This is a genomic window from Flavobacterium suzhouense (assembly GCF_042684765.1).
GTDB classification, from domain to species: Bacteria; Bacteroidota; Bacteroidia; order Flavobacteriales; family Flavobacteriaceae; genus Flavobacterium; species Flavobacterium suzhouense.
Genome location: NZ_JBHUMD010000030.1, coordinates 273,743 through 293,610, shown reverse-complemented (window position 1 = coordinate 293,610; position 19,868 = coordinate 273,743). Strand labels below are relative to the sequence as shown.

24 protein-coding genes are annotated in these 19,868 nt (G+C 39.2%); 7 read left to right on the top strand and 17 right to left on the bottom strand.

The annotated features are described in order from the left end of the window. Nucleotides 1-2: 2 nt before the first annotated feature. The 4 genes from ACFSR3_RS17185 to ACFSR3_RS17170 form a co-directional block, all read right to left on the bottom strand. On the bottom strand, nucleotides 3-1,091 hold the full coding sequence (locus ACFSR3_RS17185) for an HlyD family secretion protein (protein WP_379822767.1): 1,089 nt from the start codon (nucleotides 1,089-1,091) through the stop codon (nucleotides 3-5). 13 nt (nucleotides 1,092-1,104) lie between these two features. Next, complete coding sequence (locus ACFSR3_RS17180) at nucleotides 1,105-2,454, bottom strand: TolC family protein (RefSeq protein WP_379822766.1); 1,350 nt, start codon at nucleotides 2,452-2,454, stop codon at nucleotides 1,105-1,107. After that, on the bottom strand, nucleotides 2,444-3,067 hold the full coding sequence (locus ACFSR3_RS17175) for a TetR family transcriptional regulator (protein WP_379822765.1): 624 nt from the start codon (nucleotides 3,065-3,067) through the stop codon (nucleotides 2,444-2,446). Before ACFSR3_RS17175 ends, ACFSR3_RS17180 begins: the two co-directional genes overlap by 11 nt. 183 nt (nucleotides 3,068-3,250) lie before the next feature. After that, nucleotides 3,251-3,820 carry an anthranilate synthase component II gene (locus ACFSR3_RS17170; RefSeq protein WP_379822764.1) on the bottom strand — a complete coding sequence of 190 codons (570 nt, stop codon included), beginning with the start codon at nucleotides 3,818-3,820 and terminating at the stop codon, nucleotides 3,251-3,253. 270 nt (nucleotides 3,821-4,090) lie between these two features. Here ACFSR3_RS17170 and epsC point away from each other — a divergent pair, with 270 nt between their 5' ends. Together epsC and cysK are read left to right on the top strand one after the other, a co-directional pair. Then, a complete protein-coding gene (gene epsC, locus ACFSR3_RS17165; protein ID WP_379822762.1) occupies nucleotides 4,091-4,906 on the top strand; it encodes a serine O-acetyltransferase EpsC in 816 nt (271 codons plus the stop codon). Between the two features lie 11 nt (nucleotides 4,907-4,917). Further along, nucleotides 4,918-5,826: a cysteine synthase A gene (cysK, locus tag ACFSR3_RS17160; RefSeq protein ID WP_379822761.1), complete on the top strand. Its 909-nt coding sequence runs from the start codon at nucleotides 4,918-4,920 to the stop codon at nucleotides 5,824-5,826. A 137-nt stretch (nucleotides 5,827-5,963) separates the two neighbouring features. On the opposite strand, the gene ACFSR3_RS17155 is transcribed toward cysK, so the two are convergent. Genes ACFSR3_RS17155 through ACFSR3_RS17145 form a run of 3 tightly spaced genes read right to left on the bottom strand, consistent with a single transcriptional unit; the run spans nucleotide 5,964 to nucleotide 7,683 of the window. Next, on the bottom strand, nucleotides 5,964-6,533 hold the full coding sequence (locus ACFSR3_RS17155; RefSeq protein ID WP_379822760.1) for a YceI family protein: 570 nt from the start codon (nucleotides 6,531-6,533) through the stop codon (nucleotides 5,964-5,966). A gap of 45 nt (nucleotides 6,534-6,578) precedes the next feature. Further along, nucleotides 6,579-7,217: an NAD(P)H-dependent oxidoreductase gene (locus ACFSR3_RS17150; RefSeq protein WP_379822758.1), complete on the bottom strand. Its 639-nt coding sequence runs from the start codon at nucleotides 7,215-7,217 to the stop codon at nucleotides 6,579-6,581. Between the two features lie 13 nt (nucleotides 7,218-7,230). Continuing rightward, nucleotides 7,231-7,683, bottom strand: coding sequence for a MarR family winged helix-turn-helix transcriptional regulator (locus tag ACFSR3_RS17145; protein ID WP_379822756.1), 453 nt, complete (start codon nucleotides 7,681-7,683; stop codon nucleotides 7,231-7,233). Nucleotides 7,684-7,823: 140 nt separating this feature from the next. Here ACFSR3_RS17145 and ACFSR3_RS17140 point away from each other — a divergent pair, with 140 nt between their 5' ends. Genes ACFSR3_RS17140 through ACFSR3_RS17130 form a run of 3 tightly spaced genes read left to right on the top strand, consistent with a single transcriptional unit; the run spans nucleotide 7,824 to nucleotide 9,363 of the window. Beyond that, the gene (locus tag ACFSR3_RS17140; RefSeq protein ID WP_379822754.1) at nucleotides 7,824-8,405 is read left to right on the top strand and encodes a redoxin domain-containing protein; all 582 of its coding nucleotides are present in this window, start codon (nucleotides 7,824-7,826) and stop codon (nucleotides 8,403-8,405) included. Nucleotides 8,406-8,416: 11 nt separating this feature from the next. Beyond that, nucleotides 8,417-9,025, top strand: a complete 609-nt coding sequence (locus ACFSR3_RS17135; protein WP_379822753.1) for a thioredoxin family protein — start codon at nucleotides 8,417-8,419, stop codon at nucleotides 9,023-9,025. Nucleotides 9,026-9,048: 23 nt separating this feature from the next. Continuing rightward, nucleotides 9,049-9,363, top strand: a complete 315-nt coding sequence (locus tag ACFSR3_RS17130) for a rhodanese-like domain-containing protein (protein WP_169520366.1) — start codon at nucleotides 9,049-9,051, stop codon at nucleotides 9,361-9,363. Between the two features lie 41 nt (nucleotides 9,364-9,404). On the opposite strand, the gene ACFSR3_RS17125 is transcribed toward ACFSR3_RS17130, so the two are convergent. Both ACFSR3_RS17125 and ACFSR3_RS17120 read right to left on the bottom strand, forming a co-directional pair. Next, entirely contained in the window at nucleotides 9,405-9,842 is a 438-nt protein-coding gene (locus ACFSR3_RS17125) for a DUF1456 family protein (protein ID WP_379822751.1), read from the bottom strand. A gap of 185 nt (nucleotides 9,843-10,027) precedes the next feature. Then, nucleotides 10,028-10,822 carry an alpha/beta hydrolase gene (locus ACFSR3_RS17120; RefSeq protein WP_379822750.1) on the bottom strand — a complete coding sequence of 265 codons (795 nt, stop codon included), beginning with the start codon at nucleotides 10,820-10,822 and terminating at the stop codon, nucleotides 10,028-10,030. A gap of 52 nt (nucleotides 10,823-10,874) precedes the next feature. Here ACFSR3_RS17120 and ACFSR3_RS17115 point away from each other — a divergent pair, with 52 nt between their 5' ends. Further along, nucleotides 10,875-11,276, top strand: coding sequence for an excinuclease ABC subunit B (locus ACFSR3_RS17115; protein WP_379822749.1), 402 nt, complete (start codon nucleotides 10,875-10,877; stop codon nucleotides 11,274-11,276). Between the two features lie 276 nt (nucleotides 11,277-11,552). Further along, nucleotides 11,553-11,855: a hypothetical protein gene (locus tag ACFSR3_RS17110; protein WP_379822747.1), complete on the top strand. Its 303-nt coding sequence runs from the start codon at nucleotides 11,553-11,555 to the stop codon at nucleotides 11,853-11,855. Here the strand turns inward: ACFSR3_RS17110 and ACFSR3_RS17105 are convergent. The 8 genes from ACFSR3_RS17105 to ACFSR3_RS17070 all read right to left on the bottom strand — a co-directional run bounded on the left by ACFSR3_RS17105 (nucleotide 11,852) and on the right by ACFSR3_RS17070 (nucleotide 19,867). After that, nucleotides 11,852-12,688, bottom strand: a complete 837-nt coding sequence (locus ACFSR3_RS17105; protein ID WP_379822746.1) for a mechanosensitive ion channel family protein — start codon at nucleotides 12,686-12,688, stop codon at nucleotides 11,852-11,854. The genes ACFSR3_RS17110 and ACFSR3_RS17105 overlap by 4 nt on opposite strands. Before the next feature lie 20 nt (nucleotides 12,689-12,708). After that, on the bottom strand, nucleotides 12,709-14,586 hold the full coding sequence (locus ACFSR3_RS17100; protein ID WP_379822744.1) for a mechanosensitive ion channel family protein: 1,878 nt from the start codon (nucleotides 14,584-14,586) through the stop codon (nucleotides 12,709-12,711). Between the two features lie 113 nt (nucleotides 14,587-14,699). Continuing rightward, nucleotides 14,700-15,059, bottom strand: coding sequence for a DUF4180 domain-containing protein (locus ACFSR3_RS17095; protein ID WP_379822743.1), 360 nt, complete (start codon nucleotides 15,057-15,059; stop codon nucleotides 14,700-14,702). 2 nt (nucleotides 15,060-15,061) lie between these two features. Continuing rightward, nucleotides 15,062-15,556, bottom strand: a complete 495-nt coding sequence (locus tag ACFSR3_RS17090; protein ID WP_379822741.1) for a TPM domain-containing protein — start codon at nucleotides 15,554-15,556, stop codon at nucleotides 15,062-15,064. 43 nt (nucleotides 15,557-15,599) lie between these two features. Further along, nucleotides 15,600-15,962, bottom strand: a complete 363-nt coding sequence (locus ACFSR3_RS17085) for a hypothetical protein (protein WP_379822740.1) — start codon at nucleotides 15,960-15,962, stop codon at nucleotides 15,600-15,602. 176 nt (nucleotides 15,963-16,138) lie between these two features. After that, complete coding sequence (gene uvrB / locus ACFSR3_RS17080) at nucleotides 16,139-18,124, bottom strand: excinuclease ABC subunit UvrB (RefSeq protein WP_379822738.1); 1,986 nt, start codon at nucleotides 18,122-18,124, stop codon at nucleotides 16,139-16,141. Between the two features lie 149 nt (nucleotides 18,125-18,273). Continuing rightward, nucleotides 18,274-18,936, bottom strand: a complete 663-nt coding sequence (locus tag ACFSR3_RS17075) for a thiamine diphosphokinase (RefSeq protein WP_379822737.1) — start codon at nucleotides 18,934-18,936, stop codon at nucleotides 18,274-18,276. Between the two features lie 106 nt (nucleotides 18,937-19,042). After that, the gene (locus tag ACFSR3_RS17070) at nucleotides 19,043-19,867 is read right to left on the bottom strand and encodes a DUF4249 domain-containing protein (RefSeq protein WP_379822735.1); all 825 of its coding nucleotides are present in this window, start codon (nucleotides 19,865-19,867) and stop codon (nucleotides 19,043-19,045) included. Nucleotide 19,868: the final 1 nt, after the last annotated feature.

Genomic DNA, 19,868 nt, shown 5'->3' with positions numbered 1-19,868 from the left:
TTTTATTTTAAATGTACATCTACTTCTACGTTCATACCCGGGCGAAGCAGTTTTACTTTTTCTTTATCGTTGTTTTGAGTAAGGCTGATTTTTACAGGAAGTCTTTGTACTGTTTTTACGAAGTTACCTGTTGCGTTATCAGGAGGCAATAATGAAAATCTTGCACCGGTAGCAGGAGAGAAGCTTGTAATTTGGCCTTCAAATTCTACATCTGGGTAAGCATCAGAAACAATGGTTACTTTTTGGCCTTCTTTCATTTTAGTGATTTGAGTTTCTTTAAAGTTGGCTACAACCCATGCATCCTGAGTGTTGATGATGTAAAACAAAGCCTGTCCCGGTTGTACCAGTTGTCCCGGCTGAATGTCTATCGTAGAAACCTGTCCATCAATAGCAGCAGTAACTACTGTATAGCTAAGGTTAAGGTTGGCAGCGTCAAGGGCAGCCTGAGCTCTTTTGATATTTGCCGAAGCAACTTCTGTCTGTTTTCCTGTAACAGCCGATCTTGAAACGCTTGCGCTTCTTTGCGATTTGCTTGCTGCTTCTGCCTGTTGCAATACTTTTAGCTGAGCTTCAGCTTCCTGTTTTGTAGCCTGAGCCTGCTCATACTGTTGTTTAGTAATAGAATGGTTTTTGTAAAGATTTTCGAAACGTACAAAGTCGTTGTTCGCTCTCCATAATCTTACTTTTGCTGCCTCAATATTTCCTTTTGATGATTGGATGTTCGCATCAGAAACAGATACACCTGCAGAAGCACTGCCTACATCAGCTTTGGCAGCCTCATAGCTTCCCTGAGCGGCAATTAAAGCAGCTTTAGCATCTTCAACTCTTACAGCATAGTCTTTATCGTCGATAACGAAAAGCGTGTCACCTTTTTTAACATAGTCATTATCCTTTACATAAACTTTAGTGATATATCCTGTTACACGAGGGATAATAGGGTTCATGTTTTTCTCTACCTGTGCATCATCAGTAGTCTCGTGAGCTAGTGAGTGCATGTATTTGTAAGTTCCGTATCCGCCACCAAGTATGACAAGGGTGGCAAGGATAACCATAAACTTTTTGTTTGTTTTCTTTTTAGTGCTATTTTCCATGATTGGACTATAATTAATTATTGTTTTGTGTAAGATTAAAAGAATCGGTTAGTTTTCCTGAAGCATTAAGCAGTTCATAGTAACGCTGTGTAATTTCAGCTTTAGAGAACGTTTCATTGATTTTTGCAGTTAGCTGCTCAATATCGGCTTCCAGAAGGTCGTTAGTGTCTACAAGTCCATTGTCGTATTTGTCTTTAACGATTCTGTAATTTTCTGTAGATTGTTCTACCGCATCCAGGTATGATTTATTTTGTCTGATGCTCAGATTGTAGTTTTCAAGCGATTCCTGAACCTGAACTTTCACGCGGTCAGTTTGTATTTCCAGCTGTTGTTTTGTTTCAAGGGCACGGCTTTGTGCGGCTTTCACTTTTTTGCCGTTCTTGAATATCCCGGCAAGGTCATAGGATACGCCTACGCCAAAATTCATGGCATTCGTAACACGAACTACATTCTGGATATCCATGGCAACATAGCCTGCGGAAAGAGCAACAGAAGGATAGTAATCTCCTTTAGCAATCTTAACGTTTGCTTCCGAGGCTTTTTCCTGCCATCTAAGCGCTTCTAAATCCTTTCGCTGAGCAATCGCTTCACTTTCGCTAATTGAGGGCTTTAAACCGCCTGCATTTTTAAAATAAGCAGCATTGGCAGTGAGTTGGGTTCCTTGAGGAAGCTTTAGGAAAGTTACAAGCTGGAAATTAATCTTAGATTCTTTTGCTATGGCATCGTCAAGCGTAGCCTGAATATTGCTGACTCTTAATTGTGATTTTAAAAAGTCATTTCGGGCAAGTAATCCGTTTTCCTCCATAGCGCTAAAATCTTTTACACGCTGTTCTGCGCTTTTAAGGTTTTCCCTTATCAGGCTGATGGATTCCTGAGCCTTATATAGGTTAACATACAGTATAACCGCCTGCATAGCCAGTTGTTCTTTGGTGTTGGCTGCATTAAAGGTTTGTGCCTGATAAATGTTCTCAGAAGCATTAATACTGTTCTGAATTTTAAAGCCTGAGAAAAGTGGCATGCTTGCGCTCGCCTGGGCGAACAGTATCTGGTTTACATCAGGTGAGGTAGATGATGATCCTGTGTCTTCTCCGGAATCGTTCCCCAAAGGCAATCTCAATTTTACGTCCGGATTGGTAATTCTCATGTACTGGCCCGAAACCTTAAAATCAGGATACTGGCTGTTCTTGGTGTTTTCGTATTCAAATTTCGAAGTAGCCACTTTAGTGTCGGCAAGAGTAGCTTCGGTACTTTTGGTAACTGCCAGGTTAATAGCCTCATCCAGCGAAAGCTGTTTCTTCTCCTGTGCCTCAATGGCAACAGCAAAGAATAAAAGGCTGCATGGCAGTAAATGCTTAATTTTCATTTGCTAAAAGCGCTTTAATGGTTTGTTTAATATGAGCCGTAAGCTCGTTGAGGATGTAATTTTCAAATTCTTCTTCAGAGTGCAGATTCAGTATCTCTTCAAAATACAGCCTGTTCATCTGGAAGTTGATAAGAATTCCCATAATAGTAGGGGTGATAAGAGGGATGTTGACATCTTTTTTGAAAGCTCCTTTTTCCTGGCCTTCAACAATGATCATCCTGAATAATTCGGAATTCTCTTTTTTGATGTCCATAAAGGACTTCATGTCCATGATCCTTTTTTTGTTGGAAAGCTCAAAATGCAGTATCTGGTACATGCATTTGTTCTTATTGATTCGGGAAATGTAAAGATCAATAAGTCTTTCAACTTTTTCAATAGGAGAGAGGTCGTCACGGTAGATGTTTTCCAGCTGCATCTTCATACCCGAGGTGCGGTGTATGATCAGTGTCTCAAGCAACTTTTCTTTAGACCCAAAGTAGTAGGATATCATAGCGATATTTACTTTAGCTTCTTTTGCGATTTGCCTTATAGAAGTACCGTCAAAACCGTCTTCTGCAAAAAGCTTTTCAGCCACCTGCAAAATCTCCAGTTGTTTGTCGTTAAACTCCGTCATTAGATTAAGTGTTGTTTTGCGATACAAAGTTAAACACTTGTTTAAATTAAACGTTTGTTTAATAGTGTTGTTAACATTTTTTTAACAAAAAACGTTTGCGAAAACCGCTATAAATAAATTCTATAGTTAATGTTTATATTGTTGTTATTCAGTAATTTTAGTTTAATTATGTAAACTTTTAGTTTATGTGTTGATCCAGTTTGCTAAAATTTCTTTGCCATTAGGTGTTAATACCGATTCGGGGTGAAATTGTACTGCTTTTACATTAAGATTACGATGCCTTAACGACATAATGTTTCCATTTTTATCAACAGAGGTCACTTCTAAAACGCTTGGAAAAGTTGCCGGATCTACACTCCAGGAATGGTATCTTCCTACCTGAATCGTGTCCCCTATTCCGTTAAAAAGAGGTTCATCATTTACAATAATTTTAATGTTGGCAGCTACTCCGTGATATACCTCTTCAAGGTTAATAAGGTTGCCTCCGAACACCTCGGCTATAGCCTGCTGGCCGAGACAGATTCCCAGGATATCTTTTGAGTCTGCATAGCGTTTTATGATATCTTTCAGTAATCCGGCTTCGTCAGGTATTCCCGGACCGGGAGAGAGCAGTATTTTGTCATATGCTGCCGGTTCGTCTATATGTATATCGTCATTTCGTAATACAGTGATCTCGCAATCAAGGTTTTCAAGATAGTGTACAAGGTTGTAGGTAAAGCTGTCGTAGTTGTCTATTACTAATATTTTCTTCATGATGGGATATATTGCGGCAAAGGTATGAAAGATTTGCGGCAGCTTTTTTTCTTTTAATAATCTACTAAACTAGTAGAGTATTAAAGTTTTTTCTGTATTTTTGTCTGTATAAAATATCAAATAATGAGAACTGTTGCCTTAAATGCTGTTATCTGTATGTGTTGCCTTTTGTGAAAAGGAGTGTTTGCAGTGGCATAAAATCAGGTTTACAACCTCAATATAACCGCAAAGGCTTCTCGAAAGGGGAGCCTTTTTTTAATTTATAATTCAATGAAACATCCGGTTTATACTGCTAATTATTTAAAATCGGGAGCACTGCCCGACAGGCTGAAAACAGAAGAATGGATCGAAAAATTCTTTAAATGGCTCTTTTGCATAGGGGAGGAATATGCTGATTACAACTATTTTCTAAGACAGGAAAAGGAACTCGATCAGACGCTTTTTCATCTGCTGGAATTGTCGGGATATGAGTATAATGAAATAGATTCATTTGTCTCATATTTAAAAGATAATATTGTGTTACTTCATCAAAAACTTGAAAATGACCTGAAAGCGATTTTCGAGTTCGATCCCGCTGCAAAATCGCGTGCTGAGGTACTTATTTCTTATCCGGGTTTCTTCGCTATAACCGTTTACAGGCTGGCTCATGAATTGTGGAAAAGCAATGTGCCTTTGCTGCCCAGAATGTTCAGTGAGTATGTGCACAGTAAAGCGGGTATTGATATTCATCCCGGAGCTCAGATTGGCGAACGTTTCTTTATCGACCACGGTACAGGAATTGTCATTGGTGAAACCTCGGTTATCGGTAACGATGTGAAGATATATCAGGGCGTGACACTTGGCGCACTTAGTGTAAGCAAAGCTGAAGCTTCTGTAAAACGCCATCCTACCATAGGAAATAATGTTACTATTTATGCCAATGCAACGATACTTGGCGGTAATACAACCATTGGAGATGGCAGTATAATAGGGGGGAATGTATGGGTAACCAATTCTGTACCGCCTAATTCATTAGTGTACCACAAGAGCGAAGTAAGTATTAAAACAAGGGATATGTTTCCCGAACCATTAAATTTTGTAATCTAAAATTCACATATATGAAAGCGAAAAGCATTTTAGAAACTATAGGCAAAACACCGCATTTACATTTAAGCAGATTGTTTCCAGATCGTAATGTCTGGATCAAGCTGGAACGCAATAATCCCGGTAACAGCATTAAGGACAGGATTGCTCTTGCAATGGTTGAAGATGCAGAGGCAAAAGGCATTTTGAAGCCGTATAGTGTTATCATCGAACCTACTTCAGGTAATACTGGAATTGGACTGGCTTTAGTTGCTGCAGTTAAGGGATATAAACTCATCCTTGTTATGCCTGAAAGCATGAGTGTAGAACGCAGAAAACTCATGTCTATTTATGGGGCAGAGTTTGTGCTTACACCTCGTGAAAAAGGAATGAAAGGAGCCATTGAAAGAGCTAATGAGCTGGTTGCTGAAACTCCAAACGGATGGTCGCCAAGCCAGTTTGACAACCAAGCTAATGTGGAGGTACATAAGCGAACCACTGCTCGGGAGATATTGGAAGATTTTCCGGATGGACTCGATTATGTCATTACCGGAGTGGGTACCGGAGGTCATATAACAGGCGTAGCAGCTGTTTTAAAGGAAGAACTACCCAACCTGAAGGTATTTGCTGTTGAGCCTGAATTATCGCCTGTATTGAGCGGAGGAAGCCCATCGCCGCATCCCATTCAGGGTATAGGTGCCGGATTTGTACCTTCAATATACCAAAGCGGCCTTATTGATGGTGTTATTCAGGTAGGAAAGGATGAGGCTTTCGATTTTGCTCGTGATGTAGCAAAGAAAGAAGGTTTGCTTGCGGGTATTTCTACTGGTGCGTCATTAGCGGCAGTGAATAAGAAACTTGCAGAAATCCCTGAAGGAGCAAAGGTTCTTACTTTTAATTATGATACTGGTGAAAGGTATCTTTCTATTGAAGGGCTTTTCTAAGAAGTTGTTGAGTGGCTTTGGTTCTTAGTTTCTTGGTTTTTTTGCTTCAGCAACTAAGATACTGGATGCCTAAGTGTCTTAAAAGAAAACACAAAACCCACGCATTGCGTGGGTTTGTTGTTCAATTTAAACTAAGATTAGAATGCAAGATTCACGTTAAGAGTAAACTCATCATAGATAGCTTTGTCTCCTATGCTGTCAAAAAAGCTTTTTGAACCATAAACGATGTCATATTTAGTTCTGTCAACTTTAAGGGTTGTAGTTGCAGAATTTTTAGCAACAGTTAGGTCAAAAGTTACAGGCTTTGTAGTTTTCTTGATAGTAAGATCACCAGTTACAGTGTAAACACCAGCAGATTTAGCTTTAACCGATTTGAAAACGATTTTAGCAGTTGGGTATTTATCAGTACCAAAGAAATCGTCAGCTTTAAGGTGTCCTTCAAGTTTTTCTTTACCTTCACCAGCTTTAAGGTCAGTACACTGGATAGAGTTCATGTCTACAGTAATATTACCACCAGTAAGTTTATCTCCTTTAAAAGTAAGAACACCGTGTTTAACATTGATTGTACCTTCGTGTTTTCCGGTTACTTTTTCACCAACCCAGCTGATTTTACTTTTAGAAGTGTTGATTTTTTTGTCCTGAGCTGTAGCTGTAAGTGTTGTAAGAGCTACTGTTAATGCAATTGCAATCGTTTTTAGATTTTTCATTTTTTTATTATAATTATTTAGGGTTATTAAAATTAAGCTTTTTATTTATATAGTAGCAAAAAGTTCTTCTTTAGATTTTCTAACTTTTTTCAGATGTTGGTTAGCATCTTCTTCGTGACGGTAACCTACGGCTGCAATAACAGCAGTGTTAAGTCCAAGTTCGTCAAGACCTAAGATTGCATTGAATTCCTGAGCATTGAAACCTTCCATAGCAGTAGTGTCGATTTTAAGGTGAGCAGCAGCGTTTACTAGTGTTGATAATGCGATATACGATTGTTTCATTGTCCACGCATTCTTTTGCTCTTCGGTAAGTGAATTTACATATGAAGATATGTAATCGCTAAAGCCTTTTAAGTTTTCTACAGGAATATCTCTTGTCTGGCTGATGTTGTTTACGTAGTTTTCTACATGTTTGTCGCCAACATTTACTTCATTTGCGAAAATGAAAAGGTGAGAGGCATCTGCAATAAGGTTTTGGTTGTTACCACCAGCAGCAGCTTTAAGCTTGTTTTTCATCTCATCAGATTCAACAATAAATACTTTGTAAGGCTGTAAACCTATAGAAGAAACACTTAGTCTGATAGCTTCTTTCAGGTTTTCAATATCTTCATCAGATACTTTTTTAGTACTGTCGTACTTTTTGGTTGCATAACGCCAGTTAAGGCTTTCTATGTAATTGCTCATTGTTTTAGATTTATTATATGGTCCTGTATTTTTCTAACAGGGTATTCAGTTGTTCCAGTTCGGTAGGGGTAAGGTTGTTAGCAAACTTTTCCTCATGTCCCTCTACCAGAGGATCAAGCTCTTTTAACAGCTCAAGTCCTTTTTCAGTAATTAAAATTTCCATCTTCCTTCGGTTCTCTTCACATACTTCACGTGTAACGAGTTTCTTCAGGAGTAATTTGTCGACCAGGCGTGTAGTATTGCTTGTTTTAGCAATCATGCGTTCCTGGATTACACACATATTGGCGGGTTTCCCTTTTTGTCCCCTCAATATTCGCAGTACGTTAAACTGCTCAGGTGAGAGGTCATGTTCTTTCATTGTTTCATTAAAGTTCTCGCCAATTACATTTTGTGTATACATAATATTCATCATAACCTTCTTTGAGGTAGACATTCCCGGCGATTTTATGATGTTTTCTATTTTCATATCTGTAAATACAAAATTTGTATATACAAATGTAGTATGTTTTATATTTGTATATACAAATGTTGTGTTAAAATTTTCTTAAAATTATTTTAGTAGGCGATTAGGGCTTAATTTTAGTGGGCTAAAAGAAAATACAAAACATGAATAGAGTAAAAATTGGGGTAGGGTTAATGCTCTTTTTAGGTGTTATGCTTACTTCCTGTAACAAAAAAACAGAGACTGAAGCCGAAAAAACGTCAGAACCTGTTACTGAAATACAAAAAAACAATCCTCCGACGCCCTTAAAAGTATATACTAAAGATGGCGTAAGTGTAAAAGCTTACGACTTTGACAAGCTGGAATATTTCTTAACACAAAAGAATGATACTACTTATGTAGTGAATTTTTGGGCTACATGGTGCGTTCCGTGTGTAGAAGAGCTTCCGCACTTTGAGAAGCTGAATGAGAAATACAAACAGGATAAAGTAAAGGTTATGCTTGTCAGTCTTGATATGTATAAGATGGTTGAAAGCAGGCTGCTGCCTTTTATTAAAGAAAAACAACTGAAAAGTGATGTGGTTTACCTGCGCGATCCGGATCAGAATACCTGGTTGCCAAAAGTAGATTCAACATGGAGCGGTGCACTGCCGGCTACTCTTATATATAATAAGGACAGGCGTAAATTTTATGAACAGCAGTTCACTTATGAAGAACTAGAAAAAGAAGTAAGCAATTTTAAATAAATTATAAATCTATGAAAACAGTAAAAATTTTAGGAGCCGTTGTGCTTGTTGCTTTTCTGGCAGCATTCAATGTTAACTCAGTTGCAGGTTATAAAGTGGGCGATATCGCTACCGATTTCAGCCTCAAGAATGTAGATAATAAAAAGGTGTCTTTAAAAGATATTAAAGATGCTAAAGGATATATAGTAGTGTTTACCTGTAACCACTGCCCGTATGCACAGGCGTACGAAGACCGTATCATTGCGCTGGACAAGAAATATAAAAAGTTAGGATATCCGGTAGTAGCAATCAATCCGAATAACCCTGAGAAACAAAAAGACGACAGTTTCGTTAAAATGCAGGAAAGAGCTAAAGAGAAAAAATTCACTTTCCCATACCTGTTAGACGAAGGCCAGAAGATTTATCCACAATATGGTGCTACAAAAACCCCTCACGTATATGTGCTTCAGAAAACAGCTAAAGGAAACGTAGTGAAATATATAGGAGCCATTGATGATAACTACGAAGATGCAGCCGCTGTAAAAGTAAAATATGTAGAAAATGCGGTTGATGCCCTTGTAAAAGGTAAAGAAGTATCTGTAAAAGAGACTAAGGCTATTGGCTGTTCTATAAAAGCATAATACCTTTGCCAAAAACAATACAAATGAACATATCACAACAGGAATGGTGGGAAAAAGCTCAGGCAGACAGCAACGCTGTTATACTTGACGTTCGTACCGAAGACGAGTGGAACCGCGGTATCATACCGGGTGCCATCAACATAGATATCTATAAAGGTCAGGGCTTTATCTATGCAGTTGAAGAACTGGATAAAAGCAAGAACTATTATGTATACTGTGCCGCAGGCGCACGTAGTGCTCAGGCATGTAACATAATGAATCAGCTTGAAATCCCAAATACTTTCAATCTGATAGGTGGGATATCCCAGTGGGATGGCCCGGTCGTAGCACCTGAATAAAACAGAAAAGAGCCGAGAGGCTCTTTTTTTATGCTTAATCCTTAGGATTTCTTATTCTTACCGTTATTGAATCGTACTTTTTCAACAATAGGCTCTTGTTTTTTAGGTTTTGTTTTTTGCGACGGACCTTTAGGAGTGGGCTTTTTTGCAGCCGGTTTCTTAGGTTTGTCAAAAGAGGTCTGACCTGCAGGTTTCTCTTTTTTGGCAGATGCTACAGCAGCTTTATTTTGTTTCAGTACGTCCTGAACATTTTTAGGCTCTTCTTTAGTACCGCGAAGGTGAATTATAAGTCCGTTCAAGAAGTTGCGTAATACCTGATCGCCACAATCCATATAGTTGGGGTGGTCCGCATTGCGGAAAAAAGCACCAAGTTCGGCTTTAGATATCCTGAAATCTACAAGCTGTAATATCTCAACTATCTGGTCATCCCTTAACTGAAGCGCTACACGCAGCTTTTTAAATACATCGTTGTTATTCATCCTTCTTTATTTTAGGCAAAGATAGTGTATAATAGTTGATTTGGTTATTTGTTTAATTCGGTTATTTGTTACAATACAGGTTAATTAAACACAAAGAGCACAATGTGTTTGCAAGAAGTTCACAAAGCTTTGTGTTCGTTGTGATTGCTTAGCGTACTTTGTGGTTCAAATTTCGAATTACCAAATCAATCAAATAACCAAATGTAAGCTTCTGCAAATTCTTTAGCCCACAATGTTTCGTTATGCCTGCCGTTGTGTACAATCTTTTTATGGATATTCTTTTTATTGGTTTTTGTCAGCACGATGTCAAGCATGCGTTCCAGATCGTTTTGCATATTCTCGCTTTCGTGGTCTCCAGCCATAAAGTAAAGCTTCGCATTGATATGTTCAGTTTTGATAGCGAGATCGAAAATATCATCGTTAAACCAGAAGGAAGGAGAGAAGACTCCGGCTTTTCCGAATACTTTAGGGTATTTCAGTACAGCATAGAAAGACACCAATCCACCAAGTGAGCTACCAAAAATAGCTGTATGTTCTTTATCCGTTTTGGTGCGGTAATGAGCATCTACGTAAGGTTTTAAAGTATTTACCAGGAAATCGAGGTAAGCATCTGCATTTCCGCCTCCATATTTTTCGTTAGGGTGGGGAGTAAGTTCTTCAATACGTTTGTCACCACCATGTTCTATACCAATTACTATGGTTTTAGCATGCAGGCTGTCGAGTTGCTCATCAATGCGCCATTCTCCGGAAAAAGAAGTTGCCTTGTCAAACAGGTTCTGTCCGTCATGCATGTACATTACGGGATATTTATGATTAGTTTCTTTATAATCTTCGGGTAGGTATACCCATATTTTCCTGTCGGTTTTTAGTTGTGGGGCATGTATGGTAAACCACGATACGTTTTGCGAATAGGTCTGTTCCTGAGCTTTTATGTTCATAGAGGTAAGGTACAATAAAACGAATAAAAAATTGAGCTTCATTAGTTTGATTTTAACAGGCAAAAGAATAAATTAGCTAAAATTACCTATTCCGATGAATACTTACGAAGAAAAACTTAGCCTACTTACCGAAATGATTGCTTTTGCAAAAATTGACGGACAAATACATGACCGCGAATTCAGGTTTCTTGCCGTGGTGGCGCAGCAGTTAAAGGTTGAACCTGATGTATTTGAAAGTCTTTTCAATCAGCCGGCTGAGAAAGTTGTCATGAAGTCAGAGCATCAGCGCATTCTTCAGTTTTACAGGCTGGCATTACTAATGCAGGCCGACGGTGTACTGCATGACAATGAACAGGTTGCCATCCGTGAAATGGGTATCAATATGGGATTGAGCCCGTTTGCTATGAAAAGCGTATTGGTAGAAATGCAACGTTCTCCAACCGGAATGATTGATCCCGATATGCTCCTGGCACTGTTCAGAGCACAACAAAATTAAACCAACCGTATCTAATCCAATGAAGAAAATTATTTTACTGCTTGCTCTTTTACAGGTATAACCCTACATGCTCAGGAAGCCACCACAAATAAAGTTCCCGATACACTTCAGATCTATAGCATCAATTCAACGAATATAAAAGAGGTTGCGAAAGCCTCTCAAAAGAAAAATACTCTGCTGTTTACTTTTGCGAGTTTTTGCGATCCATGCCATGTTCATTTACCTACAGCGATTAAACTGGCTAAAGATTATGATCTTGATCTTTACGTAGTAATTATGGATTCGGAGAATAGTGATGGTATGAATAGATGTGCTGATTATATACATACTATAGATAAAACAACTAAGGTGGCAGTACTTTCAAATGAGACCTATGGGATTAAAACGAAGAAGCGAAACAGGCAATTTGTAACAGAAATGACACCTCCTCAATTTGAGAATATTGATGATTTTTCAAAATATATAGTTATCAATAAACTGGGGGAGGTAATTATGGTTACCACCTGGAAAGATAATAAAGGCAACGACTGGCACGATGATTCTAAAATGGTTCAGGAAAAAATAGTTCCTTTACTTTAGTTTTCATTTTTTGTTACTATTTTATGCACTACCCTTTGAGGGAAAGGTATTTCTATATTATTGCTTCTGAACTTTTCAAGGATAAGGTAGCGAATGTCGCTTTTGGCTTTTTCAACCCTGAAAACATCTTCTACCCAAAAATATACTGTAAATACCAGCGCAGAATCGGCAAACTCATTAAGCCTCACAAAAGGATCTGGTTTTTTTAATGCCATGGGTTCTTCAGCAACTGCTTCTAAAAGAAGTCTGGTAACCAAATCGACATCCGAACTATAATCCACCCCAACTTCGACGTGAAATCTGGAAGCCAGTTCATTATGGGTCCAGTTTATTACCTCATGACGGGTCAGATCGGTATTGGGTAATATTATGTATTTATCTTCACGTGTACGGATTGTTGTTGTCCTTAATTTAATTTCCTCAACAGTACCTACTATGTTATTGATTTCAATGACATCGCCAATTTTGAGTGAAGAGTCGATGAGGATTATAATTCCCGAGATGTAATCACTGAAAAGGTTTTGGATACCAAGACCCAAACCAACTAACAAGGCAGCAGAACCTGCTAATAATATGGAAAGGTTAAAGCCTATGATTTCCAGTGATATTACAATAGCAATAACAAGTACTACGTATTTAATCAGTGCAAAAATGGAATATTTTTTACCCTGATTAAAACTCTTAATACTATAGATACTTTTTTCTAAAAGCTTAAGGCCATACATTACGGCAATCCAAAAGGCTATTAGCAATAGTATAGAGCTAACGGTTAACTGGGTTTTACCAACAGTTAATAGGGTACTACTTAAAAACTCTTTAATATTTTCCCACATAATCAGTTGTTTTTAGTTGGTTATTGATCTTTATGCTCCTGAGAAAAATTGATATTAAAACCTCCGGGTTTATAATCCTTATTAAGATAATCTGAAGGGATGGTAGTAGTATTTCCATCTCTTGCGGCTCTGTAGTGTGGCGACATGATCTCTATGCCTGCCTCGTTAAAAGTATCCTGTATGTTACGGTGCAGATCGGAATAAATAGCCGACTGATGATTGGCGTCTCTGGTGTACCCATTGACCTGATACGACACATAAAAATCGTCAAGGCTAGTTTGCAGTACGAAAGGTTTAGGTTCTTTCAGCAGGCGTTCTGTCCTGTCCACTGCATCGAGTAATGCTTTTTCGACATCTTTGTAAGGTACATCATAACCTATGGTCACCGTGGTGTATAATATAAGTCCCCTGTCTGGGGTATCACTGGTGTAATTTATGGTATGGCTGTTCATTATTGTAGAATTCGGAATTGAGATGATCTCATTTTTAGGTGTACGAATTCGGGTTACAAGCATTGATTTTTCGATAATATCTCCTGTTATATCACCTATTTTAACCCTGTCGCCGATTTTGAAAAGCCTCATATAAGTTAGCACAATGCCGGCAATAATATTTGACAACGACCCCATAGACCCGAAAGTGAACAGAAAACCCAAAAAGACCGATACGCCTTTAAAAATATCAGAGTCGCTGCCCGGCAGGTAAGGGAAGATCAAAACCAGTAAAAATGCAAGTATTAGTACTCTCAATATCTGGTAAGTAGGATTGGCCCAGTCAGGGTAAAAGCCATCGATGTTCAGTTTTCCATACCTGATTTCTTCCTTAAGGAAGTTCAGGAACTTAAGCACATAATGGAAAATGACTACCAATACAATTATAGTGACAAGGTTAGGCATGTAGTTCCAAACCCCGAAAGCAACTTTCTTTACAGGAGTAAGGACATAGCTAAAGAGTTTTTCGGCAAAATCCTGTGTCCATGGAAAAATACCAAACAATATAGGTAGCGCTATATATATGAGTATTATAATAAATATCCATTTAGTAATGCTGTTGAAGAAAAGCAATACCCTTACCTGACGCTCAGGATTCAGGAAGTCGTAATTCTTAAAGCGGATACCATTAAGCCATTTGCCTTTTTGCTCATCAATTTTAAGAGCAGTCCAACGGAAGAGCTTGTTAGAAAAGTAAATGAATAGTACGAGCAACACGATAACAAAACCTGCCCATGCAATCTCGGTAGCCAGGGTTTTAAAGCTGGTCTCATGCCTATAGCGCGTTATTTCGTCGGATATGATTTTTTTAAAGGTCTTAGCCAACTCATGTCTCGAACTGTCGTTCCATATAGCATCGGTTTCAGATATGCTGGTGATAATGATGTCATTGTAAACCACATCAACCGTATTGTCAGTTTCGGCTATTTTCAGAGAGTCGGTATGGAATAGGTAATTGTCGCCCAATACCTCAATGCGCTTGGTTACCGCTTCGGCTCTTTCCCTTGCCGAAAAACTTCCCTGATTAGCATAAATAGTGAAAAGCGTATCGTTAAAGAAACCGGTAACAGGATAGCCTTTTACTTTAGAGCGTAGTGCATCGATTTGTTTTTTCTTTTCGGCATGACGTTCCTTTTCACGATCGTTAAGTTCGGTGAGTTTTTTTAAAAGTTCCTCTTTTTTAAGGTTGTCGGTAGTTTTAAGCGAGCTTAATTGTTTTTCCAGTTCGATGCGTTCCAGTGAATCCTGTACACGTTCCTGCTCTATAACCGCAAGTTTGGTGTTGTACTCCGCAAGTTTGATTGTGGTAAGTGAATCTTTTTTTTGTGGAATAGTGTCTTTCTGCTGGGCAAAAGAAACCTTTGAACAGCAAAGCAGGAGCAAAGCGAACAGGTAAAAGTGTTTCATACCGGTATGTGTTGGTTATGGTTCCTATAAATATAGAAAAAAAACAATCGGTAGTGTTAGAGGTGTTGATTTAGTGGTGTTTGTAAGTTTGCTTTTGAGCTTCGGAGAAGCTATCATATTGATAAAGCAGCCTGACCATCTTCCATCGTCGTTACAAAATTTATCCTGCCCTGTTTGTTACTTTCATAAATGAAATCTTTCAGGCTTTGGCTGTCATACTTTGAGAAGTCACCAATAATAGCCAGTCTGCCATTATAGGTAGAGAACTTTTGCAGTATATCACCCGCCAGTTTGGTCTTCAGGTCAAAGAAAGCGTGAGGGAGGTTATAGTCATATAGTATAATGCTGTCCGAATCCTGGTAAAGACAGTTCATCAACAACTCCGCAGCATCCTCTGCATTATCAAAGATGATATCCTGCGATTGTATAACAGCGATTTTTTTGGTTGGGGTTTGATGGAAGGTGAGGTGCATTTTTAGTTGTTTTTTTTAAGATGGTCAACAATTGCTTTTATACCATCTCGGGTACCTTTATAATAGTGGCCTTCTTTGAATTTTGGTATAAAAACAGTATCAATAATTTGTTTGGTTTCTTCATCAGCTAATCTGATTTCAATCCCAATGCCACTTTGAATTCTAATCCTTCTCAAGCCCTTTGAAATTCCTATAAGAATACCATTATTTTTTTTCGCAGAACCAATTTTCCATTTGTTAGCTATTTGTAGAGTCAAGTTGTCAAATTGCTCTGCAGTGGTTGATTTTTCATCAATAGTAATTACAACAATTACAGTATCGGCTTGTTCATTATAGGCGAACATTAGTCCATTTAAAATGGCTTCTTCCTCATCTGTGAAAATGTTTTCAAAATCATTAACTGAAACAATAGGTATAGGGAATTTATCTAAAACATCTTGAGCAAAAGCAGATTGAATAAATAGGATTGAGACTAAAAGTAAGTATGCTTTTTTCATATGATGTAATTTTGCACGAGCGTGACGCTCGCGTCAGCGAATCTTATATATCTAATTTTATTTTCAAACTATTCCACTCTATCCAGAATAACTTAAAAGCGTCTCTTCCCAATTCGTCTTCAGGTAAGATTTTTTTATTAGGACTACCATAAAAAGCCTCAATGTCAGATACAAAATTAATTATCTGGGTTTTATAAGTGTTGAAGTCTATTGTTGTTGAAATGGCGTTATCTGTGATAAGTTCAACATGGCTATTAATATGATTTACCTTCCAGTCAATACCTGTAGGACAACCATAAATTTCTACACGCGATCCATCTTCGTTGAAATACATTAAATGCCCACAGCACGGTATAAGCTGAGCTTCAAAATCGCCGGGTTTGTAATCTGAATATAAAGTCCTCATTAAATGTAGTCCTGCAGCAGTAGTGCACCAGGAATCAGAGTTTAAATCGGAAAGTAATTGATTTCCAATTTTAAGATGTACAACGCCGTGTGAACATAAGTCCTCTTTATCTACTAAACCGTTATCTTTTATCCAATGATGTCGAAGTACTTTTAATTCGAATATATTTTGCATACCTAAACCTTCTCCTGTAACACTTTAATTTCATCCCTTAGTTTTGCAGCCTGCATAAAGTCAAGTTCTTTGGCGGCTTTTTCCATGGCTTTTCGTTTCTCACGGATAATCTTCTCAATATCGCCTTTAGCCATGTAGGTAGTATCCGGCTCGGCAGCTATTTTAGGAGTGTGCTCAATTTTATAAGCTTCGCTGCGTCCAAGGGTGCTGTTCTCAATCTTCTTATTCAGTGCCATTGGCACTTTGTTGTTGGCTACGTTGTAGTTGTGCTGCTTCTCGCGTTTGTAGTTGGTTTCGTCTATGGTGCGTTGCATACTATCGGTTATCTTATCGGCATACATAATAGCCTTACCGTTTACATTACGTGCGGCACGCCCTACGGTCTGTGTCAGCGAACGGTTGCTTCTCAAAAATCCTTCTTTATCGGCATCCAGTATTGCAACAAGCGAAACCTCAGGTAAGTCAAGTCCTTCCCTTAAAAGGTTTACCCCAATAAGTACGTCAAACAAACCTTTACGTAAATCTTGCATGATCTCTACGCGTTCCAGTGTATCTACCTCCGAGTGGATGTAGCGGCATCGGATGGATACTTTGGTCAGGTATTTGGCCAATTCTTCCGCCATGCGTTTGGTCAGTGTGGTAACAAGCGTACGCTCGTCAAGTTCTACACGTTGCTGTATCTCGTCAATAAGGTCGTCTATCTGGTTCAGGCTTGGGCGTACCTCGATAATAGGGTCGAGAAGTCCTGTCGGCCTGATGATCTGCTCTACGTATACACCGCCTGATTTCTGTAACTCATAGTCGGCAGGGGTAGCACTTACGTATACCACCTGATTCTGCATTGCCTCGAACTCCTCAAACTTCAGTGGGCGGTTATCCATCGCAGCCGGCAGTCGGAAGCCAAATTCCACAAGGTTTTCCTTACGGCTGCGGTCACCACCATACATGGCGTGTACCTGCGAAACCGTAACGTGGCTTTCGTCAATAACCATAAGGTAGTCATTAGGGAAATAATCCAGCAAACAGAACGGACGCGTACCCGGAAGCCTGCGGTCAAGGTAGCGTGAGTAGTTCTCAATACCCGAGCAGTAGCCCAGTTCGCGAATCATTTCAAGGTCAAAGTTGGTACGTTCTTCAAGGCGTTTAGCCTCAAGGTGTTTGCCTATTTCTTTAAAGTAGTCTACCTGTTTTACAAGGTCCTGCTGTATGTCCCAAATGGCACTTTGAAGCACATCTGGACTCGTAACGAACATATTGGCTGGGTAAATATTCAGCCTGTCGTAACGTTCTATAACTTTAGAAGTAGCTTTGTCAAAAGCTTCAATCTCTTCAATCTCATCACCAAAGAAGTGAATTCGGAACGGTTCATCGCCATAACTCGGGAAAACCTCTACCGTGTCGCCCTTTATCCTGAAGTTACCGGGGCCAAAATCGGCTTCGGTACGTGAATAAAGGCTTTGTACCAGACGGTGCAGTAATTTGGTACGCGAAATAGTTTCGCCACGCTCTATGGAAACCACGTTTTTCTGGAACTCTACCGGGTTACCAATACCATAAAGACAGGAAACCGAAGCGACAACAATAATATCACGTCTGCCCGAAAGAAGTGAAGAAGTGGTACTAAGGCGCATCTTTTCCAGTTCTTCATTAATGGAAAGGTCTTTTTCTATGTAGGTTCCCGTTACGGGTATATAGGCTTCGGGCTGGTAGTAGTCGTAGTATGATACGAAATACTCCACCGCATTATTAGGGAAAAACTGTTTGAATTCGCTGTATAGCTGTGCTGCCAGCGTTTTGTTGTGCGCCAGTACGAGTGTTGGTTTCTGTACTTCCTGGATAACATTGGCCATGGTAAATGTCTTACCCGATCCCGTAACCCCAAGCAGTGTCTGGAAACGTTCTCCTGCTTCAATTCCCGCACTAAGCTCTTTGATAGCCTGTGGCTGATCACCTGTGGGTTTATATTCCGATACTACATTGAATCTCATTCTGTTTGGCTTTTTTACAAAGATAGCAATTATAGTATTCAGAATTAGTCTCAGTCCCAGTCTCAGTTTACAGTTTTGTAACTGATTTAACGATTTGGGACTCTATAGAAGTGCTTCACCTGAAAACTGTGACTGCGACTGAATACTCATTAATCAAAACATTCCATCATCAGCAGGTCGCCCTCTTTGTGTTCTATGGTGACAATGCCGTCTTTAAGAGGTTCGTTGCTGCTGCTGGTACGATAGCCAATATTTAGCTCATAATCGGTCATTTCATATTTAAGGTTATTGGTAGTTACCCCGCTAACCTTTCCTACGGGAATTATGGATAGGGGAGTACCTGCAGGATACCATTTCTCAAACTTTTGTGGTAAAAGGAAGACTTTTGAGTGATCATCCAGAATAACGATCTTCAGCTTATCGCGGAAACGTACTATATTAGTAATGTTAGATATGGTATGGTCGGCACGGCGGCCTGTCGCCCATATTACGTTTACAGCCGGAAAACCGCGGCCTATAAGGTAATCAAAAGCTTTTTCGAGGTCGGTTTTGTCCTGATCCGGAGTATGCACTATTTCCAGAGGAAACTGTTTCTGGCGATAATATTCCGGGTCAAAACCACGGTCAAAGTCCCCCAACAGAACGTCGACCTTAATGCCGAGTTCCATCACACGCGGCATAGCACTATCAAGTACAATAACAAGTGGCGACCATTCCAGTAATTGCCCCATAAGTTCGGTGCTGCATTCAGCCCCGTTGGCAATAATTAAAGCAGGTTCCTGGTCGTCGCGTACTATGTGGTGTGATGACATATATAAGTCGAAAGTTTTAAAGTCAAAAAGAAAAGTCCTCCGATGGGAGGACTTCAAAGTTACGTACATATTTTGACTTTAAGACTTTTGCCTTTCGACTTTGTACCTATTGTATTGTATAATCAGTTTTTACCGCCTGTGTAACACGAAAATATCCTAAAGGATAGTTGTTTACGTCTGTCTGGTTAACCACATTACCTCTTACGGTTGATGGAGGTACCTGGAAAGGACCGCTTCCGGCACCACCATCTGCTATTTCAGTAAGTTGTCGCATATAATTATAATACTGTTTAGATATACCATTCAATGTGATAGCCACCGTTTGTCCGGCTTTAAGGTCTTCATCACTAAAAAAGTTGAACATCACGTTACCCTGATTAAAACGGTCTTCCATAGCGTCATATTCAGGGTAAGGTAAAACCTCTGAATCAAAACGGCTTAAATACCAGTTGTCCTCATCGCCGTTATCCTGAAAAAAGAAACGTACTTCTACTTCATCGCCTAATATACCGCCTTCATTATCCTGAATGATATCGGCTATGTCAGGGCAGGCATATAATGTTTCTGTTGCGGTATACGTAGTTCCATTGGTAACTACTGTCAATGTGTACGTTTCGCCAATAACCGGTTCAAAATTAGTACAGTTGTACAGCCCTGTTCCCGAATCTTCAATAAAGTCAAATTGTGTACCTGTACTGTTGGTAACAAATACTGTTGCGCCCGATACTACCGGAATTACAGGATTATAATAACCTGTAGTGGTGGTAAGCTTTATGGTTTGCTGACTGCCATCAGTACCTTTTACCCAGTCTAATGAAGCATCAACCACCAGGCGGGGAGGTGCTGTTTCAAGGTCAACATCTACTACTTCTTCGCAACTGGTAAAGAAACTGAATGTTATTATAGCGAATAGTAATTTAAAATATCTCATG

What these genes read in the sequence shown, in the direction of transcription:
- ACFSR3_RS17185 (WP_379822767.1), bottom strand. Translation starts at nt 1,091, where the DNA reads ATGGAAAATAGCACTAAAAAGAAAACAAACAAAAAGTTTATGGTTATC.
- ACFSR3_RS17180 (WP_379822766.1), bottom strand. Translation starts at nt 2,454, where the DNA reads ATGAAAATTAAGCATTTACTGCCATGCAGCCTTTTATTCTTTGCTGTT.
- ACFSR3_RS17175 (WP_379822765.1), bottom strand. Translation starts at nt 3,067, where the DNA reads ATGACGGAGTTTAACGACAAACAACTGGAGATTTTGCAGGTGGCTGAA.
- ACFSR3_RS17170 (WP_379822764.1), bottom strand. Translation starts at nt 3,820, where the DNA reads ATGAAGAAAATATTAGTAATAGACAACTACGACAGCTTTACCTACAAC.
- epsC (WP_379822762.1), top strand. Translation starts at nt 4,091, where the DNA reads ATGAAACATCCGGTTTATACTGCTAATTATTTAAAATCGGGAGCACTG.
- cysK (WP_379822761.1), top strand. Translation starts at nt 4,918, where the DNA reads ATGAAAGCGAAAAGCATTTTAGAAACTATAGGCAAAACACCGCATTTA.
- ACFSR3_RS17155 (WP_379822760.1), bottom strand. Translation starts at nt 6,533, where the DNA reads ATGAAAAATCTAAAAACGATTGCAATTGCATTAACAGTAGCTCTTACA.
- ACFSR3_RS17150 (WP_379822758.1), bottom strand. Translation starts at nt 7,217, where the DNA reads ATGAGCAATTACATAGAAAGCCTTAACTGGCGTTATGCAACCAAAAAG.
- ACFSR3_RS17145 (WP_379822756.1), bottom strand. Translation starts at nt 7,683, where the DNA reads ATGAAAATAGAAAACATCATAAAATCGCCGGGAATGTCTACCTCAAAG.
- ACFSR3_RS17140 (WP_379822754.1), top strand. Translation starts at nt 7,824, where the DNA reads ATGAATAGAGTAAAAATTGGGGTAGGGTTAATGCTCTTTTTAGGTGTT.
- ACFSR3_RS17135 (WP_379822753.1), top strand. Translation starts at nt 8,417, where the DNA reads ATGAAAACAGTAAAAATTTTAGGAGCCGTTGTGCTTGTTGCTTTTCTG.
- ACFSR3_RS17130 (WP_169520366.1), top strand. Translation starts at nt 9,049, where the DNA reads ATGAACATATCACAACAGGAATGGTGGGAAAAAGCTCAGGCAGACAGC.
- ACFSR3_RS17125 (WP_379822751.1), bottom strand. Translation starts at nt 9,842, where the DNA reads ATGAATAACAACGATGTATTTAAAAAGCTGCGTGTAGCGCTTCAGTTA.
- ACFSR3_RS17120 (WP_379822750.1), bottom strand. Translation starts at nt 10,822, where the DNA reads ATGAAGCTCAATTTTTTATTCGTTTTATTGTACCTTACCTCTATGAAC.
- ACFSR3_RS17115 (WP_379822749.1), top strand. Translation starts at nt 10,875, where the DNA reads ATGAATACTTACGAAGAAAAACTTAGCCTACTTACCGAAATGATTGCT.
- ACFSR3_RS17110 (WP_379822747.1), top strand. Translation starts at nt 11,553, where the DNA reads ATGGATTCGGAGAATAGTGATGGTATGAATAGATGTGCTGATTATATA.
- ACFSR3_RS17105 (WP_379822746.1), bottom strand. Translation starts at nt 12,688, where the DNA reads ATGTGGGAAAATATTAAAGAGTTTTTAAGTAGTACCCTATTAACTGTT.
- ACFSR3_RS17100 (WP_379822744.1), bottom strand. Translation starts at nt 14,586, where the DNA reads ATGAAACACTTTTACCTGTTCGCTTTGCTCCTGCTTTGCTGTTCAAAG.
- ACFSR3_RS17095 (WP_379822743.1), bottom strand. Translation starts at nt 15,059, where the DNA reads ATGCACCTCACCTTCCATCAAACCCCAACCAAAAAAATCGCTGTTATA.
- ACFSR3_RS17090 (WP_379822741.1), bottom strand. Translation starts at nt 15,556, where the DNA reads ATGAAAAAAGCATACTTACTTTTAGTCTCAATCCTATTTATTCAATCT.
- ACFSR3_RS17085 (WP_379822740.1), bottom strand. Translation starts at nt 15,962, where the DNA reads ATGAGGACTTTATATTCAGATTACAAACCCGGCGATTTTGAAGCTCAG.
- uvrB (WP_379822738.1), bottom strand. Translation starts at nt 18,124, where the DNA reads ATGAGATTCAATGTAGTATCGGAATATAAACCCACAGGTGATCAGCCA.
- ACFSR3_RS17075 (WP_379822737.1), bottom strand. Translation starts at nt 18,936, where the DNA reads ATGTCATCACACCACATAGTACGCGACGACCAGGAACCTGCTTTAATT.
- ACFSR3_RS17070 (WP_379822735.1), bottom strand. Translation starts at nt 19,867, where the DNA reads ATGAGATATTTTAAATTACTATTCGCTATAATAACATTCAGTTTCTTT.